This window comes from Spelaeicoccus albus, assembly GCF_013409065.1.
GTDB lineage: Bacteria > Actinomycetota > Actinomycetes > Actinomycetales > Brevibacteriaceae > Spelaeicoccus > Spelaeicoccus albus.
The window spans coordinates 1039528-1059197 of record NZ_JACBZP010000001.1; the positions used below are offsets into that span (position 1 = coordinate 1039528).

Sequence of the window (19670 nt, forward strand, 5' to 3'; positions counted from 1 at the left end):
CTTACGGCAGTTCGATGCGGCCGTCAACCGTGCGCGGCAGCTTCCACGGGTTGCCGGGCTTGACGGCGTCCGGAAGCAATGCTTCCGGGACGTTCTGGTAGCTGACCGGGCGCTGGAATCGGCGGATTGCCAGTGTGCCGACCGATGTCGTGCGCGAGTCCGAGGTGGCCGGGAAGGGCCCACCGTGCACCATGGCATGCCCGACCTCGACACCGGTGGGCCAGCCGTTGAACAGGATCCGTCCGACTGTGCGTTCCAAAACGGGCATGAGGGCGGCAGCAGCATCATGGTCGTCGTCGGCAAATCGGATAGTTGCCGTGAGCTGGCCTTGGAGCGATTTGGCTAGGGCGACGGCATCGTCGATGTCGGCGTATCGCACGATGAGGGATGCGGCTCCGAACACCTCCTCCTGCAATCGCGGAGTGGCACGGAAGGTCTCGCTCGTGGTGCCGAACAGCGCCGGAGCGGGAGAATTCGCGGCATCGCCCTCGGTTCCCTCAGCGAGTAGGTCGACTCCGCTGAGGCCTTCGAGCTCGGCCTTTCCGCTGGCGTAGGCCCTTTGAATGCCGGGCGTGAGCATCGTCTGCCCGGTGGCGCCGCGGACGGCGTTCGCCGCGGCATCGGCAAAGACGTCGCCGTCCGGCGTGGCCGGTACGAAGAGCAGTCCCGGATTTGTGCACAACTGGCCGGCGCGGGTCGTGAGCGAGGCCACGAATTCGGCTGCCAGTGCGTCGGGATCGGCGGCAAGTGCGGCCGGGAGAACGAAGACCGGGTTGATGCTCGACATTTCGGCGTGCACCGGTATCGGGCAAGGGCGTTCGGCGGCCGTCTTCATCAGCGCCGTCCCGCCGGACCTGGAACCGGTGAAGCCGACTGCCTGGATGCGCGGGTCGGCGACAAGAGCTTGCCCGACGGTGGGGCCGGAGCCGAACAATGCCGAAAACACTCCGGCCGGCAGCCCGGCGTCGCTGACGGCGTCGGAAACGGCGCGGGCGACGAGCTCGGTCGATCCGGGATGCGCGCTGTGCGCCTTGACGATCACCGGGCATCCGGCGGCAAGCGCGGACGCCGTGTCACCGCCTGCCGTAGAGAAGGCCAGCGGGAAATTGCTGGCGCCGAATACCGCAACGGGCCCGATAGCGATCTGACGTTGCCGAATGTCGACGCGTGGTGCCGGAGTCCGGTCCGGCTTGGCCGGATCGATGCGCGCTGCGAAGTCACCACCGTCGCGCAGCATGGTGGCAAAGAGCCTCAGCTGGTTGGTGGTGCGGGCGAGCTCGCCCCGCACGACAGCTTCGGGCAGTGCAGTTTCGGCGACGGTGCGGGGTACCAGTTCGTCGCCGACGGCGTCGATGTTGTCGGCGGCTCGGTCAAGGAAGTCGGCTCGCCGCCCGGGCGTCGTCTGGCGGAATGTGTCGAATGCGTCGGCTGCTGCCGCGGCCGCGTCGGCAACTGCGGCTTCGTCCACGAGGCCGTACCGGGGTTCGAGCTGTTCGTCGGTTGCGGGGTTAACCGCGTTGACGGTGCCGGCCGTACCGAAGACGGGGTGCCCGGCGATGAGGGATTTTCCGGTGAGAGTCATAGAGTGCGTCTCCTTAGCTGAGTTTATTGATCAGCGCTGTCAGTTCGGTCAGATCGTGCTCGGTGAGGTCGGTCAGTGGCGGACGTACCGGCCCGGCGGTGCGGCCGATCGCCGTCAGACCCGCCTTGACGATCGATACGGCGTAGCCCTTGCTGCGGTCCCGAATGTCGAGGTAGGGGATGACGAAGTCGCGAAGTTTTTGGTACACGGTGTCACGGTCGCCGGCGAGCACATTGCGGTAGAAGTCGGTGGCGAACTCGGGGACGAAGTTGAAGATCGCCGACGAATACGTGTTGAAGCCCAGCTGAAGATACGGGAGCGCAAACGTCTCGGCCGTCGGTAGACCTCCGACGTAGGCCAGACGGTCGCCGACCCGGGCAAAGATGCGCGCCATGGATTCAATGTTGCCGACGCCGTCCTTGAAGCCGATGAGGTTCGGGTTGCGGCTGGCGAGTTCTTCCACTGCGGCGTCGTGGAGGATCGCGTTGGCGCGGCTATAGACGACAACACCGAGGTTGGTGCTGCGGCAGACGGCACTGACGTGCTCGATCAAGCCGCGTTGACTCGCCTCGGTCAGGTACGGCGGCATCAGCAGAATCCCGTCGGCGCCGGCGGAATCAGCCGCGCGGGCCTGTTCGATCGCAGTGCCGCGGCCGCCCGTTGCGGGGGCGAGGACCGGCAAGGTGCCGCCGATTTCCGAGACGGCGGTCGTGACGACAGTGTTGATCTCGGCGCTCGACAACGAGAAGCCCTCGCCGGTGCCTCCGGCGGCAAACAGCCCGGCGACGTCGAATTCCGCAAGCCAGGACAGGTGCTCACGGTAGCCGCTCGCGTCGAATTGGAGGCTGTCGTCGAAATGTGTGACAGGGAACGAAAGAAGACCGGTCTTGAGTCGCCCTGCGAGTTCTTGGGGGTCGAGATGCGCCACGCTGGTGATTCCTTAATCGTTAGTGGACGTCGCGTTGTTCGCAGCGACGCCGATGCATGCTGATACCGCCAGCCTAGAAACGGCGACTGATGCTTGTCCAAGATTATTTCTATATTGATTGATGCTCTTTAGAAACTATTCGATGGCCGGGGTGCCAGCGTCGAGACCCGGAGGTTGGTCGAGGTCGATTTCCGACATGTGGTCGATGATGCGACGCAACGCGGGGTTGTCTGCCTCGCGCCGCCAGACGGCGTGGAGTTCGACTGGTGATGGATCGATGCCGGTCAACGGGACATACCGGACGGCCGCCATGCCAAGATTTTCCGCCGACTTTGGCACCAGCGCGGCGCCGCGCCCGGCCGCAACGAGGGCGATCACCGTGTGGATCTGCGTGACGTATTGGGTGAACCGCGGCCGGACATCGGCAAACACGGATGTCGTGAGGTCGTAGAAGTAGCGTGCTTGTACGGGCGAATACATGACGATTTCGACTCCGTGCAGCTGGTCGATGTCGATGGGGTCGGACTGTTGGACGAGTGGATGATGCTCGTGCGCGACAAGGACGAGCGGTTCACGGTAGAGCAGTGTTGTTTCAAATTCGCCGCGGTCAAGTGGAGGCCGTGCCAGCCCCAAGTCGATCTCTGCCCGGCTGAGCGCACCGATTTGTTCGCTGGTGACGAGCTCGCGCAGCACGATGTCGACGTCCGGCAGATTCGCGTCGATCGTGTCGAGCAGCGGCCCGAGCACCCCGAACGCCGAAACGGCGGTAAAGCCGATCCGCACCGTGCCGGATGCGCCGCGGGCAATGCGCCGGGCAAGGTCGGGGGCGTTGTCGGCTGTGACGAGTAGCCGCCGCGCTTCGGTGAGGAATGCCCGTCCGGCGGCCGTGAGAGCGACCGATCGATTGTTGCGGTCGAGCAGCGTGACGCCGATGGAATGCTCGAGCTTTTGGATTTGCCGGCTCAACGGCGGCTGAGTCATTCGAAGGCGCTCGGCCGCCCTGCCGAAGTGCAGCTCTTCGGCGACGGCCACAAAACACCGGATCTGGTCGAGTGAGTACATGATGTCGCGAGAGTATCAAACCATGCAAAGTTAGGCTTAGACATGCATCACAAAAGTTTCTAGGCTGCATGACATGCCATCATGTGGCCGGGTTCACAACGACGTGTTTGTGTGTCTCGCCGGTCACTGTCACCCAGCCGATGAATCCAATCGACCAGAGAAAGCGAGGCACCCGGTGACGAACAATCGCTTCGACGCGGAACGTATCACGCGGATCACTATTACCCCGGTCGCCTTTCATGACCCTCCGCTGCTGAACGCCGTGGGCGTCCACGAACGGTGGGCATTGCGGTCCATCGTGCAGCTGACAACGGAGAGCGGCATCACCGGGCTTGGCGAAAGCTACGGTGATGAGGCGCATCTACGACGTTTGCGGCACGGCGCCGACGCACTCATCGGCGCGGACGTGTTTGCGGTGAATTCATTCCGCCCCCTCATTCGTCAGGCGCTCGCAGCCGACAGCGGGGTCGGCGGGCACGGTATGAGCGGCATGGTGACCGGGTCGTCGACCGAGGATCGCGTTCTCTCGCCGTTCGACGTCGCCGCGCTCGACGTGCAGGGCAAAATCCTGAGGCGGCCGGTCACCGACCTCCTCGGCGGGGCTGTCCGAGCCGCCGTGCCATTCAGCGGCTACCTCTTTTACAAGTGGGCGGCGCATCCCGGGGCGGACGGCGACATTTGGGGTGAAGCGCTGACGACGGCCGGCATCGTGGAACAAGCCAAGACCATGGTTGCCGACTACGGATTCGACGCGTTGAAGCTCAAGGGTGGCGTGAGGCCCCCGGACGAGGAATGTGCGGCAATCGAGGCGCTACGTGCCGAATTCCCGGACATGCCGCTGCGCCTCGACCCAAACGCTGCCTGGACCGTCCAAACGTCGATCGAGATCGGCGAGAGACTGAACGGCGTCCTGGAATACCTCGAAGATCCGACGCCGGGACTTACGGGGATGGCAGAGGTCCGGCGAAAAGCACCGATGCCGCTGGCCACCAATATGTGCGTCGTCAGCTTTGATGACATTGCCCCGGCAGTGGATGCCGGATCGGTAGACATCATCCTGTCTGACCACCATTTTTGGGGTGGTCTTCGCCGGTCGCAGTCGCTGGCCGCCATTACCGAAACGTTCGATCTCGGACTATCGATGCACTCCAACTCCCATCTGGGCATCAGTCTCGCGGCGATGGTCCACCTCGCGGCTGCGACGCCGCGGCTCGACTACGCGTGCGACACCCACTGGCCCTGGAAGGATCCGGCCGAGGACGTCGTCGTCCCGGGGACGCTCGAGTTTTCGGACGGCGCCGTACCCGTGCCCACCGGCGCCGGTCTCGGAGTGGAACTGGACGAGGACGCACTGGGTCGGCTGCACGAACAGTATGTGCGGTGTGGGCAGCGCGACAGGGACGACACCGGCTACATGCAGAGCATTGAGCCGGACTTTCGGCCGGTGACCCCGCGATGGTGATGCTGCCGGAGCGGTCGAGGTTGTCGGCCAGTTATCGAATCAAAGAAGACCGTACTGAAAAGAGATTGTCATGACGACAGGACAAGAAGCCGTGGAGCGCAGTACCGCAACTACGGGCAAGGGGCAGCGCCGCTCTCAAACCCGATGGATGATGACAATCCTTCTCGGGATCGGTTTGATCGTCGCATACATCGACCGAGCGAATCTGTCGGTCGCCATTGGCGACATCAAGGGCGAATTCGGTTTCAGCACGGCTATGCAGGGCATCATTCTCGGCGCATGGGTCTGGACGTACGCGGCATTTCAGCTTCCGGCAGGCTGGCTTGCGGATAAGTTTGGCGCGAGATTCGTCTACGCGGGTGCGATGGTCTGGTGGTCGATTTGGACCGCAGTCGTGGCGCTGACACGAGGAACCGCTTCGCTCATGGGCGTTCGACTCCTTCTCGGAGTCGGCGAGGCGCCACTAATGCCGACGAGCGCCAAGGTCGTGTCCGAGTGGTTCCCCAAGAAGGAACGCGGTCTTGCCTCCGGAATCTATGGCGGCGGTAGCGAAGCCGGGGCGGCCTTGGCCGTACCTTTCGTGGCACTGCTCATGATGGTCATGGGGTGGCGCGAGACGTTTGTCGTTTGCGGACTCATCGGTGCCGCTGTCGCTGTGCTGTGGGTATGGCTGTACCGGCGTCCCGGGCAGCACAAATGGGTGAACAAGGCCGAGCTCGACCACATCCGTTCGGACAGCCGGCAAGAGGATTCGATCGAGGAGAAAAAGGCGACGATTAAGTGGTACAAATTGTTCCGCTTCCGCACGATCTGGGGCCTGTTCTTCGGCTACATCTGCCGCAACTTCCTCAATTACTTCTTCATTACCTGGTACCCGACGTACCTTGTCAGCGCCGAAGGATTCTCGACAATGGACTTGGCGAAGTACGGCGCTATTCCGGCCTTCGTCGCAATCTTCGGCGATCTTGGAGGAGGGGCATTCTCGGATTGGCTTGCCCGCAAGAACCTGTCCCTCGGTGTCGCCCGCAAGCTCCCGATCGCCATCGGGACCCTCGCTGCCGGAACGGTCGGACTCGCGGCGTTCACGGACGGCCCCATGATGGCGATCGTTCTGTTGAGCATCGGTTTCGCGGGCAGCTCCTTCGCCTCGGCTGCGATCTTCGCCCTGCCTATCGATGTGGCGCCGGGCGCGGGAAACGTGTCGACCATCTACGCGATCCAGAACACCGGATCTCAGATCGGCGGCCTGCTCAGCCCGATCGTCATCGGCTTCCTGGTGGCGGCCACCGGCAGCTTCCGGATCCCGCTGGTTTTGATGACGGCCCTGTGCGTTGCGGCCGTGTGCGTCTATCTGTTCGTTGTGCGGGTCGAGCCGCTGAAGCTGAAGCCGACGGCGTCCGACGCGTAATTCTCGGTACCTGCCGGCGCCGGTCAGACCCTGAGGCGTAGGCGTTCACGTGAGTTGACGAGGTGCAGGCGCATCGCAGCTCTGGCCGCCAACTCGTTGCGGGCGGCGATTGCCGAATGGATTGCGTCGTGCTCGTCGCAAATGCGGCCGAAGCGACTACCTTCGATCGGTCCGTCTCGGTGGGTGTCCAAGCGATGGCGCGGCAACACGATCATGGCCGGGCCGAGGGACACCAACAGATCGGCATAAAACCTATTGCCTGTGGCCAACGCTGCCGAATGATGAAAGTCGAAGTCCGCTTCGACGGCTTTGCTTGGGTTGTCCGGATTTGCCCGTAGGGCGGCGGCAGCCCTTTCTAAGCGGAGTAATTGCACGTCCGTATGTCGCATTGCCGCAAGCCCGGCGGCCTCCACTTCGATGCCGAGTCGAAAGTCGACGAGTTCGACGACGTCGGATATGTCGTTGAACAGGCTGCTGTCGAGGCTGAAGCTGCGGTTGCTGGGTTTGGTGAGAACGAAGCTTCCCTTTCCCCGGTACGTCTCGATGAGGCCCGCTGCATGAAGCCGGGACAGCGCTTCACGAATCACCGTGCGGCTGACGCCGTATTTCTCGATGAGCGCGCTTTCGGCAGGCAGCTTTTGCCCGGGCAATATGACGCCGTCCTGAATGCTCGTCGTCAACCGTGCGACGACTTCCTGGGCGAGACTGTGGTTGCCGTCTCGACTGATCGACTCGTCGCGTTCGGCCACGGCTTAGAACCCGCTGCCGAAGCCGGCCGACTCAACCGTCCAGGCTCGCGCCTGTTCGCTCAGACTGATCCCCAGTCCGGGGCGGTTCGGAACAATCATCCGACCGTCGGCAATAGTGAGCCGCTCATTGAAAAGCGGTTCGAGCCACTCGAAATGCTCGACCCAGGGATCGATTTCGTACGCGGCCGACAAGTGCAGGTGGATCTCCATGGCAAAGTGCGGGGCCATTCGAATTCCGGCCTGTTCGCCGAGCGCCATGATTTTCAGGAACGGAGTAATGCCGCCGACACGTGGTGCATCGGGCTGCATGAAATCGACCGACCGAGCACGGATCAGCTCCCGGTGCTCGGAAACGCTTGTGAGCATCTCGCCGGTCGCGATAGGAGTGGCGAGCTCAGCGGCAAGAGCCGCATGGCCCTCCGCGTCGTAGGCATCGAGCGGTTCTTCGAGCCACGTCAGATTGAATTCCTCCAGCGCCCGGCCGGCTCGAATGGCGGCGCTCCGGTTCCATTGTTGGTTCGCGTCGACCATCAGCGGGAAATCGTCACCGAGTTCGCTGCGAACTGTATCGACGCGCTTTAAGTCGATGCGGGTGTCGGGCTGGCCGACCTTGATTTTAATACCGCCGATGCCGCGTTCAATCGATGCGCGGGAGTTGTCAACGACTTCGTCGATCGATGTGGAGAGGAATCCTCCGGACGTGTTGTAGCACGGCACGGCGTCCCGGTACGCGCCAAGCAATTTGGCGAGGGGGAGGTCGGCTCGTTTCGCCTTCAGATCCCACAGCGCAATATCAATTGCAGCAATTGCCTGCGTGGACATTCCGCTGCGGCCTACCGAGGCTCCGGCCCACACCAGTTTCGTCCAAATTCGTCCGATGTCGCTGGGATCTTCGCCGATCACGTCCGGAGCAATTTCGACGGCATGGGCGTATTGGCCCGGACCTCCTGCCCGTTTTGAGTAGCTGTATCCAATGCCCGAGCAGCCCGCTTCCGTGGTGATTTCGGCAAAAAGAAAAGCGATCTCGGTCAGCGGCTTTTGTCGACCGGTCAATACCTTGGCATCGCTGACCGGTCCGGCCAGCGGCAACTTCGCCAAGGACAACTGCACCGAACTGATGCGATCGGTAGAGGCCTCGCCCGCAGCCAGCCCGGCAAGATGCCGCTCATTGGCCTCACTTGTTTCGGTAGCGCTGGTTTGGTCAATGAATGTATTGCTCACGGCAGACCTCTCACGGCAGATGACTTCGGGCAACTAATAATACAAGTGATAAAGTTGTCATACAAGATGGCGTGCGCGGAACAAGGCAAACGAGCGGACGCCGACGCGACGTCCCCACTCCGATGAACGACTGCGTCGTCAACCTCATCCGAGCCCGGGAATCGTCGTACTTGCCGGCCGGCTGATTTGCGTCATCGCCCCCTCAACGGGGTTCCGCTGATCCGATGTTTGTGATTATCTGGGGAGCCTGCATGGTCAGAACTATCCCCGCCTGAACGGCAGCTTCGATACAGCAAGGACGACTTGTGGCTTCACCACGTTCCCGACTTCTTCGACACATCATCGTTATCGCAGTCGCAATAATTGCGGCAATTTCATTGGTCATGATGGGAATCGCAAGGGCCAAAGCGGTAGAGCCGGAGGACCCGGCAGGCGGATCGTCGAACCCGCACGCTCGCGCCGTCCCCGATATCTATCCGGTTCCACAGTCGGAGACTGCGGACGGGGTTCGCGTCAATTTGCGCGGCAAGGTCACTCTCGTCGTGGGGGCCGAGACCGATCGCGCTGCAGTCAAGGCCGTGAAGGAGACCCTGACGACGACCAGCCATCGGCGCGTCCGGACGCTCACGCCGCAACGGGCGTCGCGAATCCACGGCGGCTCGGTGATTTACCTCGGCACCATTGCTGACAATTCGGCCGTCGGACCGGCCCTGAAACAACTCGGAGTCGACGGGGCGTCGGCGTTGCAGCACGACGAAGGATACGTGCTGGCCACCGGCCGCATTCATCATCGCCCCGCCGCGGTGCTGGCCGGGGCTGATGACGTCGGCGCATTCTACTCGGCCCAGACGCTACGCCAAATCGTCCGGCACGGCTCGGTGGCCCCGGCGATCGTCAAGGACTGGCCGTTGATGCGCGTCCGAGGCGCGATCGAAGGATTTTACGGCACGCCCTGGTCGCACGCGGCACGGCTCGACCAATTCGCCTTTTATGGCCGTCAAAAGCTGAACACCTACATCTATTCGCCCAAGGACGATCCGCTGCTCCGAGCGAAATGGCGTGAGAAGTACACGGGCAAGCAAAAGAAGAAGCTGAAAGAGCTCGTTGACACGGCGACGGCGAACCACGTCAAATTCACGTACGCGCTCTCGCCGGGTAACGACATCTGCTACTCCGACAAGTCCGATCTCGACGCCACGGTGGCGAAGTTCGACTCGCTGTACAAGCTCGGCGTCCGCGATTTCTACATCGCCCTCGACGATATCGAGCCCGAATTGCAATGCGAGGCGGACAAGGAGAAATTCGCCGGCCACGCCAACGGGTTCAAGAACCTGGCAGATGCGCAAGCCTATTATCTGAACGCAGTCGACTCCGCCTTCGTGAAGAAGCACGACGACGTCGGCCCGTTGCAAATGGTCCCCACCAACTACAACGGCTCGGCGGCGGACCCCTACAAGGGCGAACTCGGCAAAACCATGAACGGTGACATTCAGCTGCAATGGACCGGCGAATCGGTCGTGTCGCACCGCATCACGACCAAGGACACGCTGGCGGCGCAGGTCACCTACGGCACGAAGGCCAATCCGCGGCAGCTGTTCATTTGGGACAACTATCCGGTTAACGATTTCGCACAGGACCGCTTATTCCTGGCACCGCTGATTGGCCGGGACAGCGACCTCTACACTGCCACCACCGGAATCACGGCAAACCCGATGATCCAGTCGTACGCATCGATGCCGGCTCTGTTCAACTATGCCGATTTCACGTGGAACGGCCCTGCATACCGGCCGAAGCAATCGATGGCGGCCGCGTTGAAATACGTCGCCGGCCCCTCCGCGAAGACTCGGCGATCGCTGACGGCGTTCGCCGATCTCAACCAGAACTGGCAAAACGACACAAAGACGCCGAGCGCCCCGCAGCTTGTCGCCGATGTCGCTCGGTTCTGGAAAAACTACGACGGACGACGCTTCCCGGCCGGATCCGCGTTGGCCGGACGCGCCCAATTGATCTCCGACATGCCCCACGACCTGAAGCGCCTGGCCGTTCCCGGCTTCTACGACGATTCGGTGCACTGGATCGATGCCGCCGCCCACTGGGGCCACGCCGTCACTGACGCGCTGCACATGCTGAAGGCCGTCACGCGCGATAACGGAACCGCCGTCGTGGCCAACAGGAAGAAGATGACGGACGCCGTCGACAAGGCCACCAAGGCCACGCAGCCCACGTTGAACAAGGGCACGCTCGTGCCCAAGGTCGGTGACGGGGTGTTCCAGAAATTCATCACCAGAGCCAAGGCCACCGCGGACTCGTACCTGGGCGTCACCCCGCCGGCAGGCGGCGGACAAACGGCGCGCACCAGCATGACGGCATACGGCGACAACTCACCAGCCAACATGTTCGACGGCGACCCGTCGACCAAGTTCTGGACCGACGCCGCTCCGCAAATCGGCGACTACATCGGCACGGATCTTGGGGCGGAAAAATCCCTCTCGTCGATCAAGATCCGGCAAAGCGGTTCGGACGACTCCACCGGCGACATGATGTATCACGCCACACTGCAGTATTCGACCGACGGCGAAACCTGGAAGGACGCCGGTACCTTCGACAATCGGCCCGTCATCGCGAAAAAGTTCGACTCGCCGGTCAAGGCGCGGTACGTCCGCATCATCGCCCAAGCCCCGAACCCGGGCGGAAAATGGATCAAGATCCGCGAATTTGCGGTCGGGGCGGTTCCGGACGGCGTGACCTCGACGATTCCGGCCGCGGACGGAACGTCGCTGGCCGACCTCGTCGATGGGCGGGTCGACACCTCGTGGACGGCGTCGCGCAAGGCGAATCGGCATGACGCGGTCACCAAGGTATTCGACGAGCGCACCGTGAAATCGGTGACGGTCCTCGGGGACTCCACCGGCACGATACAGGTCCGCCGACACGGTGAATGGAAGATGATCGGCTCCCTGAAAGACGGCTACACCAAAGTGTCCGTACGCCGCGGCGACGCCGTCACAGGCGTCCGATTGGTGTTTGCCCACGGCACGACGCCGACGGTCAGCGAAGTGATAGTGAAGTAGCCGGTATTTCGCATAGTCGACGCAGCCTAGTCGTCGCTAACGAAATCTAGATCACTCTAGCTTTGGATTTATATCGTTATATAGTGCTGTAGTGCCCGATAGCGGGGTAGGGCTCCCCTTTTGGCATCGATGCCATTTTCGCTCCAGCGGGGTAGGCTCTGCCCTAACGGGCGGCGATGTGACGCATCGTCACGGGTTGATCATCCACCAGCGACTCACGCGAAGGGCGTATAGTGCCGCGGAACAATATACGGGCTCGCCCTCCGGGCATGATCGACGTCGCGCGGGTTGCCGGGGTCTCTGCTCAAACCGTATCCAGGGTCCTGAGTGGGCATCCCAACGTCACCGAGCGCACTCGCGAAAAAGTCGAAGCGGTGGTCAACGAACTCGGATATCGCAAGAACAATGCGGCCCGCATGCTGTCCTCCGGCCGGACGCACGCGTTGGGAGTCGTCTTGCTCCAGACGCACTTCTACTCCCGCACGGCCATTACCGTGGGCATCGAAGAAGCCGCCACCGCCGCCGGCTACACGGTCAGCGCAGCCACCACATCGTCGCTCGACGCCGAGGAGATTGAAGCTGCGTTGTCGCGATTGGCCGACCAGAGGGTGGAGGGCGTAGTCCTCGCGCTTCCGTTGCTGCGTACGACTCGCGCCATCGAAGAATTCGCCGCCGCAACACCGACCATCGCCATCAACGGGTCCCGTGCGCGCAAAAGCGAGGTCGTGGCGATCGACCAAGCACGTATCGCACGGCTGGCGACCGAACATCTGCTCGAACTCGGCCATCGGACGGTGTGGCATGTGTCGGGGCCGATGGAATGGCAGGATGCTGCGAGCCGGTCCGATGGCTGGCGGTCCACGCTCAACGCGGCAGGCATCACCCCGCCGCCGATTCTCGAAGGCGACTGGTCGCCGGCATCCGGATATCGCAGTGGCCTTATTCTCGGCCGCATTGACGAAGTGACCGCAGTCTTCGCGGCAAGCGATGAAATGGCGTTCGGGGTCATCCGGGCACTTCACGAGTTGGGCAAGTCGGTGCCGGGGGATGTCTCTGTCGTCGGAGTGGACGACATCGAACTTGCCGAATACTGTTCCCCCTCGTTGACGACGGTGGCGCAACCGTTCGCAATGATCGGAAAGCATGCAGTCAACCACTTGCTGCAGGCCATCGAATCCCCGGCAGCAGAACCGGAGTGCGGAGATATTCGGCCCTCCCTGATGATTCGGACAAGTACGTCGGCGCCCCCGAGGTGAGCAGTTCGCCAAATTGTTATCGATAACAATTTTTCTCGCATAAGTCTTCCGCATCGATGTGATCGGTGTTACTTTTGTGAGCGTCGCATCCCCGAACAACCAGCGCGAAGTTGCGCGGTGAGGTTGATCAATGTCACGAAACTCGTCCAGTCGACCCCACTTCCGTGACCTCCGCCGACTCTCGGCGGCCGCAGCAATGCTGGCAATGACGGCGACCGGCATCGTTGCTGTTGCCCAGCCGGCCACGGCGGTCACTTCCGATCCCGTAGCTCCGGACCACCCGGCCGCTGTCGCGACGATCCGGAGTGGGCACGGCCTGACGGTCGCCGTCGGCAAAGGCTTCCCGCAGATTGTGTCGTACGACATAGCGGGAAGGACTCTCGGTGGACAACCAGAGCAGCTCACCGACTTCGCGATCAACGGCAAGGATTACCGGGCTACGACAAGCAGCCGGATTTCGCGCAGCCGAGTGACGTACAAGTCCACGTTCAAAGACTTTCCCGGGGTTTCGATCATCTCCAGTATCAAGGCGACGCGTTCCAACACCGTGAAATTCGAGATTACGCGGATATCCGGTCCCAAAGCCGGGTCAATCGATCAAATCGCGATACCCGACCAATCGCTGGTTTCGGTGGATTCGACCGATGCGAAGTCCACTCTGGCGCGGACGAAGATTTCGACTGATTCCACCACCACTGCGGACGAAATAATCCCGATCGACGCTTCCGCGCACGTCGACGAAAAACCTGTCGGTTCCCCTTATGGGTTCGTCAACACCTCGCACATTGCGGCCGGAATCATGACGAACGCGACCGACGATTCAAAGCAAGACAACAACGACAACTGGAACACCCGCCTGCAAACGCAAATCGTGGACGCCGGAAACAAGGCACGGCGCGCCGAGCTGTCGGTCGGCAACTGGACGTGGGCGCCGCAAGGCGCCATTGCGCGGAGCGTCAAGCATTATAAGCTTCCAACAGCCACCGTCGTCCTGGCCGGCGACCTCAACCGCAGCGGCTCCGTCACCTGGCAGGACGCCGCCATCGCGTACCGCAAGAACATGAGCGCGCCGCTGGGCTCGAAGAGGGTGCCCGATCGTGTCGTCCAGCACATTCCGTTCAATTTCGCCAGTCAGGCCACGAACCCGTTCTTGAAAACGCTCGACAACGTCAAACGAATCTCCATGTCGACCGACAATCTCGGCCAATGGGTGCTGGAAAAGGGATATGCGAACGAGGGCCACGACTCGGGCCATCCCGATTACGGGAACGATTTCAACGTCCGTGCCGGCGGGCTGAAAGACCTGCGCACTCTCACCAATGAGGGCGCGAAGTACAACGCTGACATTGCCGTGCACGTCAACGCAACCGAAGCGTATCCGCAAGCCAAGACGTTCACGGATCGAATGATCAAGGGCCAATCTCTCGGATGGGACTGGCTGAACCAGGCGTACCACATCGACCAGCGGTACGATCTCGGATCGGGCAATATCATCCAGCGATTCAAACAGCTCAAAAAACAAGCTCCCGGCATCAAAACCGTGTACATCGATGCGTATTACTCCAGTGGTTGGCTCGCCGACGAGCTTGCCGACCAGCTGCACCGGATGGGCTTTGAAGTCGCCACCGAATGGGCCTACAAGTTCGAAGGCAACTCGATCTGGTCGCATTGGGCCAATGACAAGAATTACGGTGGCGCCACTAATAAAGGCATCAACTCGAACATCATCCGATTCATCGAGAACTCCGACGCCGATATTTGGAACACCGACAAGCTCCTCGGTGGCTCCGACATTAAGGAATTCGAGGGATGGACCGGGCAGAACAACTGGAACACGTTCTACGAGAACATCTGGAAGAACAACCTGCCGACGAAATTCCTTCAGCACTACCAACTGCTCAACTGGAAGCCCGGAACATCGGCGCGTCTGACCGGCGGGGTAAGCGTTGCGAAGAACGACGGCGTCCGCGAGATCTCGATGGGCGACGCCGTCGTATTGAAGGGAGACAAGTATTTGCTGCCCTGGGGCGACACGTCCAAGCCGGCGGGCACGACGTCACCGAGCCGCGCCGACAAGATGTACTACTACAATCCGGACGGCGGCCCGGCCACTTTCGACCTCACCCGCCAGTTCCGGCGCACCCACGCGTTCAAGCTCTACAAACTCACCGATCAGGGCCGCGTGAGTGTCGGCGTCATCCATGCTCACCACGGAACCGTGACGTTGGACGGTGACAAGGGACAGCCCTACGTACTGGCACCGGCTCACGACAAGGCGCCGCATCGGAGTGCCGATTACGGGCAGGGAACGCTGATCAAGGATCCCGGATTCAACGCCGGAAGCCTCCGGGACTGGAGCGGCACGGGCGGCGCGAAGATAGCCACCACCGACAACGGCGATAATGTCGCGAGACTCGGTACCACCGCCTCCGGCATTCACCAGATGATCCGGGGCCTCACGCCGGGTAAGCAATACACGCTCAGCGCGAATATTGCGATCGGGCCGAAGGCCAAGCGCAGCACGACGCTTGGTGTCGATACCGGTAAGCACTCCCCTCTTCGGCGCGGTTCGCGGGTATTCGACGAAGCCAACACGTTCGACGTCACGCCGGCGAAGAACTATATGGCGTCGGATGCCAAGAAGGGAACCTATTCGCAGCGTGCCAGTGTCACCTTTACGGCGCCGCGAAGCGGTCACGTCCTCGTCGGTGTTTCGGCGGCGGCAGGTAGGGCCCCCGTGACGATCGACGACGTGCGTGTCATGCCAAACGTGCCGAAAACATCCGTCGGCAACTCCACGACGGTCGTCGACGAAGACTTCGAAGGCAATCAGCCCGGCTGGGGGCCGTTCGTCAAAGGCGCCGCCGGGGGCACGAACGACCCGCGGACGAGCTACTCCGAGCTGCACGCGCCGTACTCGCAAAAGACGTGGAAGAACTCGCACGCTCCGTACGACTCCGGAACGGTGGACGGCAAGGCAGTGGATGACGTCCTTGACGGCAAGCACTCGCTGAAATCGCACGAGGAAAACAAGGGTCTCGTGTATCGCACCACGCCGTCGAGCGTTCCGCTGAAAAGTGGGCACTCGTACAGGGTGTCGTTCAAATACCAAACGAATGTGGCAGGGCAATGGCAGTGGATCACCGGCTCTGATTCGGTGTCCGGCGGAAAACTGACGACTACGGAACTGAAGCACACGGCGCTCCCCGTCGCACTGAAGACCACGAAGCTCACCCAAACCGTTACCGCCGGGTGCGGCGATGACACATGGGTGGGTTTGAAAAAGGTCGGAGGAGCTCACGGCGCCGATTTCGTGATGGACGACTTCACCGTGACCGATCTGGGCAAGACCGAGGGGGGTACGGCGTGTGCCGCGATGGGGGTGCCGGCATCGGCACAGTTGAACCCGGGGACGCCGATGGGTTACACAACGTCGTTTACGAACCACGAGACGACCGCCGCTACGAATGTGGCGATGACTCTTGGGAAACTACCCGACGGGTGGAAGGCCGAAGTGGCCGACAAGGACGGCAACCTGTTCGACTCGGTCGCGCCCGGCCGGACTGTGAAAACGAAATGGCTTGTCACGCCGCCGAAGTCCGCCGCGGGCGAATCGGCAGCATTGGCTCCCGCGACGACCTACTTCAACAAATGCGCAACGAAAACAGTTGGCGCGAACTCGGCCGTGGAGGTGACGAAACGGGCAGTCGTGCCTCCGGCATCGATTACGGCTACGGCGGACTCGGAGAACTCCTCGCCCGAACGGCCCGTGACCAACGTGCTTGACGGCGATCCCGGAACGCTCTGGCATACGAATTACACCGGGTCGATCGCCGATTACCCGCACTGGGTGACCTTCAAACTGGATGGCACGAGCACGCTCGACGGGTTCGGCTACCAGGACCGGCAGTCCGGAGGCGATAACGGCAAAGTGAAGGACTATACGGTGTCGGTCTCCCGGGACGGCAAGACCTGGACCGAGGTGGCGTCCGGCACACTGAAGGACGCTTCCGATATGCAAGTGATCGACTTCGATCCTGTGCAGGCCAAGTACGTGAAGTTCACCGCGACCAATGCGTTGAACGGGCTCCAGTACGCATCGGCCGCCGAAATGCGCGCATACGGCACCACGGCGAATGTGCCGACCGGCTACGCGCCGGGCAAACGCGGTGCCGACAAGCCCTGCACGCCGTAGTCGTCACCCACCCGCCGACAGTGCCTTAAAGACGCCGGTTGGCCAGTACGGGGAGCTTGTCGCGGGTCTGTCGGACGACGTCCGGATCGATATCGGCGACCAGCAACTCCTCGTTGCCGCCTGCTTGCTGCAGGACTTCACCCAGCGGCGAGATGACGGCGCTGTGTCCGATTCCGAGTGGCGCGTTTTTGGGATTGTCGATGCCCAGCGTGGACGGATCGCCTTGTCCGGCCGCAAGAACGTACGTCGTCGAGTCGAGGGCGCGGGCGCGAACAAGGAGATCCCACTGCTCGTTCTTGCCCGGCCCGGCGCCCCAGGAGGCGCACACGATATTGACCTGCGCGCCGGCGTCCGCGTTTGCCACGTACAGACCGGGAAAACGCACGTCGTAGCACGTCGTCAGGCCGAATGTGACGTTGTCCAGCTCGAAAGTCACCGGGCCGGTGCCGGGCTCGACGGTATCGGATTCCTTGAAGCCGAACGCGTCGTACAGGTGGATCTTGTCGTATTCGGTGTTGGCCTCGCGGCCGGCGACCAGCAGCGTATTGACGACGCGGCCCTCTCCGCCCGGGGTGAACATGCCGGCCACGACAGTAATGGAATGGGACGCCGCGATTTCGCGGATCCGCGCCGCCCACGGGCCCTCGATCGGCTCGGCGATGTCGACGAGTGAGTTGCCGAACGCCCGCATCGTGGCTTCCGGAAAGACGACCAGTGACGCGCCGGCATCGGCTGCGTCCGCGGCGTACCGCTCCACCTTTTCGAGGTTTGCCGCGGTATCGCGGCCCGTCACGATTTGAGCAAGTGCGATTCGCATGGGCATCTCCTCTTTATGTCTTCTCATCCATGGTACGAGCCAGCTAGTGGCGGCGCGGCGGCCTGCCGCGCGGACGCCGTCCTGCCGGCCCCCACCTCTTGCCGGACTTTTTCGAACCCCTGGGGCCCGAGTCCTGCCCGCCGCGCTGCTTTTGCTCTCGCTTTTGTTGTTGCCGGGTCGAGGGCTGCCGTGAGCTGTTTGCCGTGCGGCCGCGCACGATGCCGATGAATTCCTCGAGCAGTTCGGCTCGCTTCATTCCGGCCGTGTCGTCGGTCGCTGAATCGCGCGCCGCGGCTTCGGGCTCCTTGGGCCAGACAAGCGCGATCCTGGTGCCCGCGACGTCCGGGATCGGCCGATAAACGACGTCCTTGCGTGCGTACAACCTGGCGATCGACATCGGTACGACGGCGACTCCCACGCCTGTCGCCACGAGTTCGATGAGCAGTTTGAAACCGTGCTCGTCGGCGCGCAACACGTTCTCGTCGTCGAGTTCGGCCTGCGTCACGTCGCCGCAAATCGTCAGCTCATGGTCGCGGCCCATCACGACGACGGCGGCCTCCATGTATAAGGGGATGACATGCAGCCCGGCATCGTCGATCGGCAGCCGGACGAAACTCATGTCGGCTTCGCCTTCTCGAAGCGGGGTCAACTGACCGGCCGCATCGGTCTGCCACGACGACAACGCGACTCCGGGCATCCGGCTCTTCCAGCGGCCGAACCACTTGCCCGGGGTGACGCCCTCGACGTACGCGACAGTCAATGACCGCGGCGCAGCATTTTCGGCCGTGCCCTCCATGATGTTCCCTTCGCCGACGTCAACACGATATCGGACGGCGTGCGTCCGCCGGCCGGGCGGCGATGCCCGATAGGGTTGGACGCATGAGCGCGCAGAAGAAGCCCCAATCGATGAAGCCGGAGACCGCGGCGAAAAAACTCGGTATTTATGTGCCGGCCGCGCCCGAGGAGTTCCGCTCGTCGCCGGTGACGCGGGACGAGTTCGACGAACTGCGCACCGACCCGCCGGAGTGGCTGACCCGGCTGCGCGCAAACGGTCCGCACCCGCGCCCGGTCGTTGCGCACAAACTGGGCGTCTCCATCTCCGGCTTGGCTCGCGGCGGTGTCACCGAACCCCTCACGACCGAACAGATCTCCGCGCTCTTATCCGAAATGCCCGAATGGCTGAAAAACGAGCGGGCGACACACGCGCGAGTGCGCGAAGAAGAACTGCGCGCCAAGGGCCGGTCGACCGGCAAGAGCGCCAAATAACCCGCATGAAAATAACGGACGCCGGGCATGAACCGTCGGCTTTGCGCGAGCATGCGCCGGTGCCGGATTGCCTTGCGCGGGTCGTCGCCGACCAAACCGACAGGATCGGCTGGCTCCGCGCCCGAGCTCAGGGCGTGACCGCCACCGATGTGGCAAAGCTGTCCACGCCGGCGTCCGTGCTTGCCGCGGCCAGGGCAAAACTGCACGGCTCGGGTTTCCGCGGCAACGCGTTCACCGAATACGGCAAGGTGCGCGAACCGATCATTGCCGGGTGGATGCGGGCCAATTTCGGCATCCATTCGAGCACTCAGTTGTTCCGTTCGGCAGACGATCCGCGGCACTTGGCCACGCCCGACGGCCTCGGGCCCGGCGACGACGGCGCGCTGGTACTTGCCGAGATCAAGACGACAGTCAAACCGTTCCGCTCGATCCCGCGCCATTATCTGCGCCAGATTTGGTGGCAGCAGTACGTGCTGGGCGCCGAGCGCACGTTGTTCATCTGGGAAGAACACCGCGACTTCGTCCCGGTCGGCGACGAACCCGTGTGCCGCTGGGTCGACCGGGACGACGCCGAGATCCGCAAACTCGTCGGGCTGGCCAATCGGTTGCTCGACGAGATCGCCGCAGGCATGTAGTCGGGCGGCCACCCCCGC

14 protein-coding genes are annotated in these 19670 nt (G+C 62.5%); 7 read left to right on the forward strand and 7 right to left on the reverse strand.

Annotation, left to right across the window (positions count from 1 at the left end):
- Nucleotide 1: 1 nt before the first annotated feature.
- The 3 genes from BJY26_RS04920 to BJY26_RS04930 all read right to left on the reverse strand — a co-directional run bounded on the left by BJY26_RS04920 (nt 2) and on the right by BJY26_RS04930 (nt 3572).
- A complete protein-coding gene (locus BJY26_RS04920) occupies nt 2-1582 on the reverse strand; it encodes an aldehyde dehydrogenase (NADP(+)) (RefSeq protein ID WP_179426185.1) in 1581 nt (526 codons plus the stop codon).
- 13 nt (nt 1583-1595) lie between these two features.
- Complete coding sequence (kdgD, locus tag BJY26_RS04925) at nt 1596-2510, reverse strand: 5-dehydro-4-deoxyglucarate dehydratase (protein WP_179426187.1); 915 nt, start codon at nt 2508-2510, stop codon at nt 1596-1598.
- Between the two features lie 135 nt (nt 2511-2645).
- On the reverse strand, nt 2646-3572 hold the full coding sequence (locus tag BJY26_RS04930) for a LysR family transcriptional regulator (protein WP_179426189.1): 927 nt from the start codon (nt 3570-3572) through the stop codon (nt 2646-2648).
- A 175-nt stretch (nt 3573-3747) separates the two neighbouring features.
- On the opposite strand from BJY26_RS04930, the gene BJY26_RS04935 reads away from it, so the two are divergent.
- Nucleotides 3748-5034 carry a glucarate dehydratase family protein gene (locus BJY26_RS04935; RefSeq protein WP_237249095.1) on the forward strand — a complete coding sequence of 429 codons (1287 nt, stop codon included), beginning with the start codon at nt 3748-3750 and terminating at the stop codon, nt 5032-5034.
- Nucleotides 5035-5104: 70 nt separating this feature from the next.
- Nucleotides 5105-6442, forward strand: coding sequence for an MFS transporter (locus tag BJY26_RS04940; protein WP_179426193.1), 1338 nt, complete (start codon nt 5105-5107; stop codon nt 6440-6442).
- A 23-nt stretch (nt 6443-6465) separates the two neighbouring features.
- Here BJY26_RS04940 and BJY26_RS19510 read toward each other — a convergent pair whose 3' ends face one another.
- Nucleotides 6466-7191 (reverse strand): FadR/GntR family transcriptional regulator, encoded by a 726-nt coding sequence (locus BJY26_RS19510; RefSeq protein ID WP_179426195.1) that lies wholly within the window; start codon nt 7189-7191, stop codon nt 6466-6468.
- A gap of 3 nt (nt 7192-7194) precedes the next feature.
- Complete coding sequence (locus tag BJY26_RS04950; RefSeq protein ID WP_179429785.1) at nt 7195-8340, reverse strand: L-talarate/galactarate dehydratase; 1146 nt, start codon at nt 8338-8340, stop codon at nt 7195-7197.
- Between the two features lie 377 nt (nt 8341-8717).
- Here BJY26_RS04950 and BJY26_RS04955 point away from each other — a divergent pair, with 377 nt between their 5' ends.
- The 3 genes from BJY26_RS04955 to BJY26_RS04965 all read left to right on the forward strand — a co-directional run bounded on the left by BJY26_RS04955 (nt 8718) and on the right by BJY26_RS04965 (nt 16934).
- Nucleotides 8718-11483, forward strand: coding sequence for a glycoside hydrolase family 84 protein (locus BJY26_RS04955; RefSeq protein ID WP_179426197.1), 2766 nt, complete (start codon nt 8718-8720; stop codon nt 11481-11483).
- Nucleotides 11484-11752: 269 nt separating this feature from the next.
- A complete protein-coding gene (locus BJY26_RS04960) occupies nt 11753-12739 on the forward strand; it encodes a LacI family DNA-binding transcriptional regulator (protein WP_179426199.1) in 987 nt (328 codons plus the stop codon).
- A 205-nt stretch (nt 12740-12944) separates the two neighbouring features.
- Entirely contained in the window at nt 12945-16934 is a 3990-nt protein-coding gene (locus tag BJY26_RS04965; protein ID WP_218852256.1) for an endo-alpha-N-acetylgalactosaminidase family protein, read from the forward strand.
- A gap of 25 nt (nt 16935-16959) precedes the next feature.
- Here BJY26_RS04965 and BJY26_RS04970 read toward each other — a convergent pair whose 3' ends face one another.
- Nucleotides 16960-17751: a carbon-nitrogen hydrolase family protein gene (locus tag BJY26_RS04970; protein WP_179429786.1), complete on the reverse strand. Its 792-nt coding sequence runs from the start codon at nt 17749-17751 to the stop codon at nt 16960-16962.
- Nucleotides 17752-17794: 43 nt separating this feature from the next.
- Entirely contained in the window at nt 17795-18547 is a 753-nt protein-coding gene (locus BJY26_RS04975; RefSeq protein ID WP_179426203.1) for a LysR family transcriptional regulator substrate-binding protein, read from the reverse strand.
- A gap of 83 nt (nt 18548-18630) precedes the next feature.
- Between BJY26_RS04975 and BJY26_RS04980 the strand changes: the two genes are divergently transcribed.
- Both BJY26_RS04980 and BJY26_RS04985 read left to right on the forward strand, forming a co-directional pair.
- Complete coding sequence (locus BJY26_RS04980) at nt 18631-19017, forward strand: DUF5997 family protein (RefSeq protein WP_179426205.1); 387 nt, start codon at nt 18631-18633, stop codon at nt 19015-19017.
- A gap of 5 nt (nt 19018-19022) precedes the next feature.
- Nucleotides 19023-19652, forward strand: a complete 630-nt coding sequence (locus tag BJY26_RS04985) for a YqaJ viral recombinase family protein (protein WP_179426207.1) — start codon at nt 19023-19025, stop codon at nt 19650-19652.
- Nucleotides 19653-19670: the final 18 nt, after the last annotated feature.